Raw genomic sequence first — 7,095 nt, 5'->3', positions numbered from 1 at the left:
ACGCCACAGCGGTAGCTAAAGACCTGGTCAAGGAACTCACCCCCGAAGAAAAAACCATAGTGGCTGGGATACTTGCTAAAACTATTGAAGGGGGTGAGGTTGTTGAGATTAGGGCGGTTTCTTCTACTTCAGTCATGGTCAATGCTTGTTATGATCTTCTTAGTGAAGGTTTAGGTGTTATTCCTTATGCTTGTGTTGGTCTAGGTGGTAACTTCGTTGGCGTTGTTGATGGTCACATCACTCCTAAGCTTGAGGTTTAGAACTTTACGCTTCAGCACCCATTATGGTTACAAACATGCAGTATAGTTGTAAACCCCATAGCAAAGCACCACCGGTTACTACTATCTACTAAGCCTCTCCGTGACGTTTATCAACGCTCTTTAAGTAAGATGGTGGGTAATTGCAAAGTTACATAGCAGTTCCACCAACTGTGATAGAGTCAATCTTTAGAGTGGGTTGTCCTACACATACCGGAATGCTCTGTCCGTCTTTTGAGCAGGTTCCAATGCCAGGATCAAGTGCCAAATCATTCCCAACCATGGAAACTTTTTTCAAAATTTCAGGACCACTGCCCACGAGTGTTGCTCCTTTCAATGGACTGCCAATTTTACCATTTTCTATTAGATAGCTTTCAGATGCAGAGAAGACAAATTGACCAGATGTTATATCAACCTGCCCACCACCAAAATCTACAGCATATATGCCCCGCTTAACACTAGAAATTATGTCGTTTGGAGTATACGTTCCTGGAAGCATGTATGTATTTGTCATGCGTGGTATCACCATGCTTTTATAACTCTCTCTGCGACCGTTTCCCGTGGAAGTAACACCCATCAACCTTGAGTTCATATTATCGTGCATGTATGAGACAAGAATACCGTCCTCAATTAGCACATTATATCCAGAAACTGTGCCCTCATCGTCGATGTTTAGCGACCCTCTGCGTCCCTGCATTGTGCCATCATCTACCACCGTAATTCCTTCTGCGGCTACTCTTGTTCCTATAGCATCAGAAAATGCAGAAACCTTTTTGCGATTGAAGTCGCTTTCCAAACCATGCCCCACAGCTTCATGAAGTAGTACTCCAGGAAAACCTGGGCCTAAAACAACTGTAATCTCTCCTGCGGGGGCTGCTACAGCTTCCATATTAGTCATAGCTTGGCGTAATGCTCCATCTGCAATCTTTTTCCACTGATCTTCCGTAATAAACTCAGAACACAAAGACCTGCCTCCATGCCCTCCTCGACCGTGCTCTTTTCGGCCACCTTTTTCTACAAGCACATATATATCTAATCTCACCAAGGGACGCATATCTCCAACAGTGCTACCGTCGTTTCTTATGATTTGCACAACTTGCCACTGTGTACTAATAGAAACCTTCACTTGCACGACATGTGGATTAGCACTACGCAAATATGCATCGATGTCTTGAAGGATCTGTACCTTACTCGCGAATGGAATTTCACCCACAGGACTCTCTGTAGGGTAAAGTTGCCTACTACCGGATTGACAGAGCTGTACTACATCAACGCTTCCTTTCCCAATGTGTTTTAGCAACGACGCAGCCTTTTTAATTTCAGAATCGCTAATTTCCGATGAACATACCAAAGAGGCTACACCGTCACGAAATGCACGAAATCCAAAACCTTTGCGAAAACTGAAATCTGCATTTTTTATGATTCCATTTTCGATACTAAGAGATTCAGAATGACAAAATTCTAAGAATAACTCACCGCCATCCATACAGTGCAGCGTGTCTGTAACTAAAGTTCTTAATTTATTTCTATCAGCCCTCGCATAAAATACTTTATCGACATCGAATTCTTCCATTCTGACTCTTTTTTGTATATAACTTCACAAATATACTTGGTGAACCTTAATAATCAACTGAATTCGGGGACCTGTGTCGCCCGCAGTATAGTTGGTCCGAATGGCGGAATTGGTAGACGCGCTAGCTTCAGGTGCTAGTAACCTTACGGTTGTGGAAGTTCGAGTCTTCTTTCGGGCACTCCAGGTATTTTTAGCTCCCCCTCCTCTAAAGGCCCAATACCATTACGAATGTGCAAATGCTCGTGTAGTGTTTTCTATGCATCAATCGTTTGCCAGGCGTGATCTGTACATGGTACGTGCACCAGATGTATATGGTAAATGTGTTTTTGGTGATTTGCTTTAGTTTGCAGCGTCATCCAGGGCAGGAAACAACATATTGTTTTACTTCGCTTATGTTTGATGTAGTTTCATTACATGTTCATGGCTTATATAGTGAACGTCTTGTAGCAGATAGACTGCGTCGCCAAGTTCTAATACTACTAAGATCTATAAACAGTTACGGAAAGTGTGGCTGCGCAATATCAATAAGCTAAATCACGGATAGAAGTTGAAACTGTGCGGTAAGCCGACTCTATTGCCCCTTTACGTAAAAGTGTGCGAGAGCAAATGTATTTGCATTCTTGCTTCTTTTAAAATAAGATGAGCGCTGCAGTTTTTACCTCTGGGGATATATGGAAGTTATAACTGTAAGGGAAGCATTGCGCTTGGCTATGGAAGAGGAGATGGAGCGTGACCAGAGTGTTTTTCTTATGGGGGAAGAAGTTGGAGAATACCAGGGTGCGTACAAAATAAGTCAAGGACTTTTAGAGCGCTTTGGACCACAAAGGGTTGTCGATACTCCTATTAGCGAGCATGGTTTTACTGGATTAGCAGTAGGGGCGGCTTTCTGCGGGTTGAAGCCTATAGTAGAGTTTATGAGCTTTAATTTTTCCATGCAGGCTATGGACCAGATAGTTAATTCTGCTGCGAAAACAAATTACATGTCAGGGGGGCAGCTAGGTTGTCCTATAGTCTTCCGTGGGCCGAATGGTGCTGCGGCAGGTGTTGCGGCTCAACACTCCCAGTGTTTTGCATCGTGGTATTCACACGTGCCGGGTATAAAGGTCGTTGCGCCGTATTTTGCTGCCGACTGTAAGGGGTTATTGAAATCTGCAATACGCGATCCCAATCCTGTGATATTTCTAGAGAACGAAATTGCGTACGGACACTTGCACGAAGTGACAGGAGATCAATTGAGCAGCGATAGTTTGGTTGAAATTGGTAAAGCTGCGGTTGTCAAAGAAGGTAAAGATGTAACAATTATAACGTTCTCTTTGCAGATTAAGTATGCTCTTGAGGCTGCTGATATTCTAATGAAAGACGGTATAAGTGTGCAGGTCATAGATCTTAGGACACTGCGTCCGCTAGATACTGAGGCTATTTTGAAGTCTATCAAAAAGACAAATCGTGTTGTTACTGTTGAGGAGGGATGGCCGTTTTGTGGCTTGGGAGCGGAGATTACAGCATTGATAGATGAATGTGCATTTGATGATCTCGATGCACCTGTAACTAGGGTAACTGCCAAGGATGTTCCGTTGCCTTATGCAGCCAATTTGGAGAGTCTCGCCCTTCCAAGTGTGGAAGATATAGTGTCAGCAGTACATAAGGTATGTAATTATTCTATAGCTTAGTTGTGATAGCTCAATAGAGGCTTGTTTCGCGATGGAAATACATGATCTTCAGATTTCCACTTTAGCTTTTTTGTGTAGTTAGCGGGGATGCAGGTGTTGGGGGCGCAGGAACTCCAGATGCTTGCAAGTTTTGTGTCTCCTTTGTCTAGTGAGTGTATTTTTCTGTGGTTGCTGCTGAAAATTCACATATTCCGTTAAGGTAAAGCTTTTTCCAGCAATCTCTTACGCCTCAAAATTGTCGCAGTTGAAATTGTACACGGTACAAAAAGTACAATTTGTTCTTTAGTAGTAAAACCCAATACCATAGGCATTTACATAGGGAAATAAACCATGAAAAAACAGTAGTATTATTGTATCGAGAATGCATAATTGCTAACATGTTGATAATTTTTTTAATCATTACCGGTGTGTTATGCTTTTGTTTCGGGAACTCCATAGGTGGTTGGAAGCATTTCATGTGATTTCAGTAGTTATGTGGATGGCGGGCATGCTTTATCTTCCTAGGTTGTTCGTTTATCACGCAAATACAGAACCTGGTTCTGAGACCAGTGCTCTCCTCGCGACCATGGAACGTAGGTTGCTGTTTTATATAATGAATCCAGCTATGGCATCTACTGTGCTGTTAGGTCTTACCCTTGCTATTACAAACAATGCTCACTTGTTTGTGTGGTTTAGAATCAAGTCCGTTTTGCTGGCGTGTATGATATACATGCACTGTCTTTTCGTGAAGTATAGGAAGGATTTCTCGTTGGATATACGGGTACATTCTAGTTTTTTCTTTCGAGTGCTTAATGAAATAGTCACAGTTTTGCTCATCGGTATAATAATTATGGCAGTGGTTAAGCCATTTAGTTGATGCGTACAATGCATGTCTTAGGTTTGCTGCTGACATTGATAAAGTAACGCACTAGGTAGTGTTGAGTCCGGAAGTTGTTGGGGAATTCTGCTGTACTCTTGGTGAATGCATTGTGATTTTTGTGCTACTGAGGCTTTATTACCTCTGCAAATTACTAAGCTCTGTGCATCTTGATATTAGGGTGCTCAGCATGTGTTAGATCTTGTGATGGTCTTGGGGCTTCAACATGTTGGTAGGATTCGGTAAGACATTGTAAATTGGCATCCGTGTATACCAGGTGCTGCGTTGCAATTTTTGCGCTGCTATGGCTAAAGTAGAACAGTATGCTTGCAGTAAAACTGTTTGACTTTTGGCTGCGCGAAAGCTTAGAATGTGAAACATTCTTGTTTCTGGGTTGATGGTTCATGGCGGCTGTTAGTACACCAACATTAGATGAGAAATTTGTTGCGCGTGATTTTTCCCTTAGGTCTGTGGATGGTAATTTTTACGGGTTAGACGCCTTAAGGGGGGGAGCAGCATTATTGGTTATGTTCCTGTGCAACCATTGTCCGTATGTAAAGGCTATTGTAAAACGTATTGTTGTTGATGTTAAAAAACTCATGGAGAAGCACGATGTCAGGGCTGTCGCTATTATGCCAAATGATACGGTTGCATACCCTGAGGACTCTTATGACAAGATGGTGAGTTTTGCTGCTGAGCATGGTTTTCCATTTCACTATCTTATAGATGAAACACAAGATGTATCACGCAGCTATGGGGCCGTGTGTACGCCTGATTTTTTTTGCTTTAATAGAGATTTGCAACTATGTTACCGTGGGCGTTTTGATGATCAGAAGGCCGTTGAGGGGGCATTGGGCGCTAGTGAGTTGTATGGGGCCGTAGAGTTTATTGCTGCTACGGGTAGGGTGCCCGAAAATCAGAAGCCTAGTATTGGGTGTTCTATAAAGTGGCGTTGCGTTGATGATATTTTAAGTTAGTTTGTTCTTCTATGCACCATTCTAGTTATCTTTTGGATGTCATAGTGCTATTAGCTGCTGCGGTGGTGGTGGTGGTGCTGTTCTGGAAGTTGCGTATCAGTCCTGTGCTTGGATATTTTGTTGCGGGGGCTGCTATTGGTACGCATGGGCTGCAACTAGTTGAGTCTTCGTCTATTATCAGTAGTTTAGCTGAGTTTGGGGTTGTATTCCTTCTCTTTTTGATAGGGATAGAGTTAACTTTTGAGCGACTATCAGCCATGCGAATGCATGTCTTTGGTTTTGGGACGTTGCAGGTGATAGTGACGGCCACGTTAATATGGTGCGTGGCACGTGGGCTTGGTGTTGATTCTGAGAGCTCCGTGGTTATTGGCGGTGCGCTGGCTCTTTCTTCCACGGCTATTGTATTGCAGGTACTACAGGAGAAGGGTATGCAATCCTCGCAGGTTGGGAGATTGTCCATAGCTGTGCTGCTATTGCAAGACTTTGCTGTTGTGCCTTTGATAGTGTTGCTGCCGTTGCTGGCAGGCGAGTCTAATAGTCTTGTGGGGTCTTTGTTTATTGCTTTCCTGAAAGCTGGGGTAGCGCTTGCTCTTATATTTGTTACGGGAAGGTTGTTGTTGAGGCCGTTATTTGGCACTATAGCAGCGATGAAGAGCAATGAGGTGTTTATTGCTTCTACGCTACTTATAGTGTTGGGGGCTGCTTTCGTTACTGAGAATTTTAATCTCTCTATGGCTCTTGGGGCTTTTGTATCTGGACTGTTGGTTGCGGAAACGGAGTACCGCTACGACGTAGAGCAGGTCGTATTGCCTTTTAAGAAGTTGCTCCTTGGTCTGTTCTTCATGACTGTGGGCATGTCTATAGATACGGAACTTCTGTTGAGTAAGTTACCTGTTGTTGCTGCTTTGTCGCTCTCTTTGATGCTATTGAAGTCATTTATTGTTTGTGTTCTGTGTAGATGTTTTCGCTTCTCGCTATCTGCGGGTTTGCAGGCAGGTCTATTGCTTTCTCAGGGCGGGGAGTTCTCTTTCATATTGTTTGGATTAGCTGCCGAAAAGAGTGTGTTGTCGCATGATCTTGCTCAAGTGTTAATGATGGCTACAACAGTTACTATGGCATTTACTCCGCTTCTAGCGACTCTGGGAAATTGGATATCTGGATTTTTGACGAAAAACAAAGTTTCTTACACTTCTTCGGCGCTGGTATTAGATACTAGCGATTTAGATCAGCACGTTATAGTGGTTGGATTTGGTAGGGTCGGTCGCCTTGTGGCTAAGGTTTTGATGGCGGAACATGTTAACTATATAGCCTCTGATATTCAGCCAAGTGTTGTTACTGAGGGGAGAAAGGAGGGGTTTCCTGTATACTTAGGAGATCTAACGAAGTTAGAGGTGCTTACTGCGATGGGGGCTTCTCGTGCTACTGCTATTGCTATTGCGATAAATAATGAGGTTACGGCAAAAAAGGTGATAGCGCTTGTTGCTAAGAACTTTCCTGATACGATAATTGCTGTGCGTATACCAGATTTGAGTAATGCTGACATGTACAAAAAGCTAGGGGCTCATTATTTGATTCCAGAAACTTACGAAGCGGGGCTGCAGCTAGGGGGTATAGCTCTAAGTATCAGTGGATTCAGTGATAATGCGATTTTATCTTTGCAGAACGCTTTTCGTATGGAGGATTATCAGCGCCCGGTGAAAAAAGAAAGTTCGGATAATGTCTGAGATGTATGCCTTGCGCTAGATTAGTGTAAACATCGCTA

Annotated in this window: 6 protein-coding genes and 1 tRNA gene; 6 read left to right on the top strand and 1 reads right to left on the bottom strand. The window is 43.2% G+C overall.

Translation table 11 applies throughout. The features are described 5' to 3' along the window. A partial coding sequence (locus tag KPX09_RS03815) for a P44/Msp2 family outer membrane protein (protein ID WP_249549067.1) occupies positions 1–260 on the top strand: 260 nt, incomplete at its 5' end. A gap of 148 nt (positions 261–408) precedes the next feature. Here KPX09_RS03815 and tldD read toward each other — a convergent pair. Beyond that, positions 409–1,830 (bottom strand): metalloprotease TldD, encoded by a 1,422-nt coding sequence (tldD, locus tag KPX09_RS03810; protein ID WP_249549066.1) that lies wholly within the window; start codon positions 1,828–1,830, stop codon positions 409–411. Between the two features lie 94 nt (positions 1,831–1,924). Here tldD and KPX09_RS03805 point away from each other — a divergent pair. The 5 genes from KPX09_RS03805 (at position 1,925) to KPX09_RS03785 (ending at position 7,057) form a co-directional block, all read left to right on the top strand. After that, positions 1,925–2,008, top strand: a tRNA-Leu gene (locus KPX09_RS03805). Positions 2,009–2,501: 493 nt separating this feature from the next. Further along, the gene (locus tag KPX09_RS03800) at positions 2,502–3,500 is read left to right on the top strand and encodes a pyruvate dehydrogenase complex E1 component subunit beta (RefSeq protein ID WP_249549065.1); all 999 of its coding nucleotides are present in this window, start codon (positions 2,502–2,504) and stop codon (positions 3,498–3,500) included. 412 nt (positions 3,501–3,912) lie between these two features. Then, entirely contained in the window at positions 3,913–4,356 is a 444-nt protein-coding gene (locus KPX09_RS03795) for a CopD family protein (protein ID WP_249549064.1), read from the top strand. A gap of 404 nt (positions 4,357–4,760) precedes the next feature. Beyond that, on the top strand, positions 4,761–5,333 hold the full coding sequence (locus KPX09_RS03790; protein ID WP_249549063.1) for a thioredoxin family protein: 573 nt from the start codon (positions 4,761–4,763) through the stop codon (positions 5,331–5,333). An 11-nt stretch (positions 5,334–5,344) separates the two neighbouring features. Next, positions 5,345–7,057, top strand: a complete 1,713-nt coding sequence (locus KPX09_RS03785; RefSeq protein WP_249549062.1) for a cation:proton antiporter — start codon at positions 5,345–5,347, stop codon at positions 7,055–7,057. The last annotated feature ends 38 nt before the right edge of the window (positions 7,058–7,095 follow it).

The organism is Anaplasma phagocytophilum (genome assembly GCF_023476575.1).
Taxonomy (GTDB): Bacteria; Pseudomonadota; Alphaproteobacteria; order Rickettsiales; family Anaplasmataceae; genus Anaplasma; species Anaplasma phagocytophilum_A.
The sequence above is the reverse complement of the archived record's forward strand: the minus strand, read 5'-3'. Positions and strand labels throughout refer to the sequence as shown.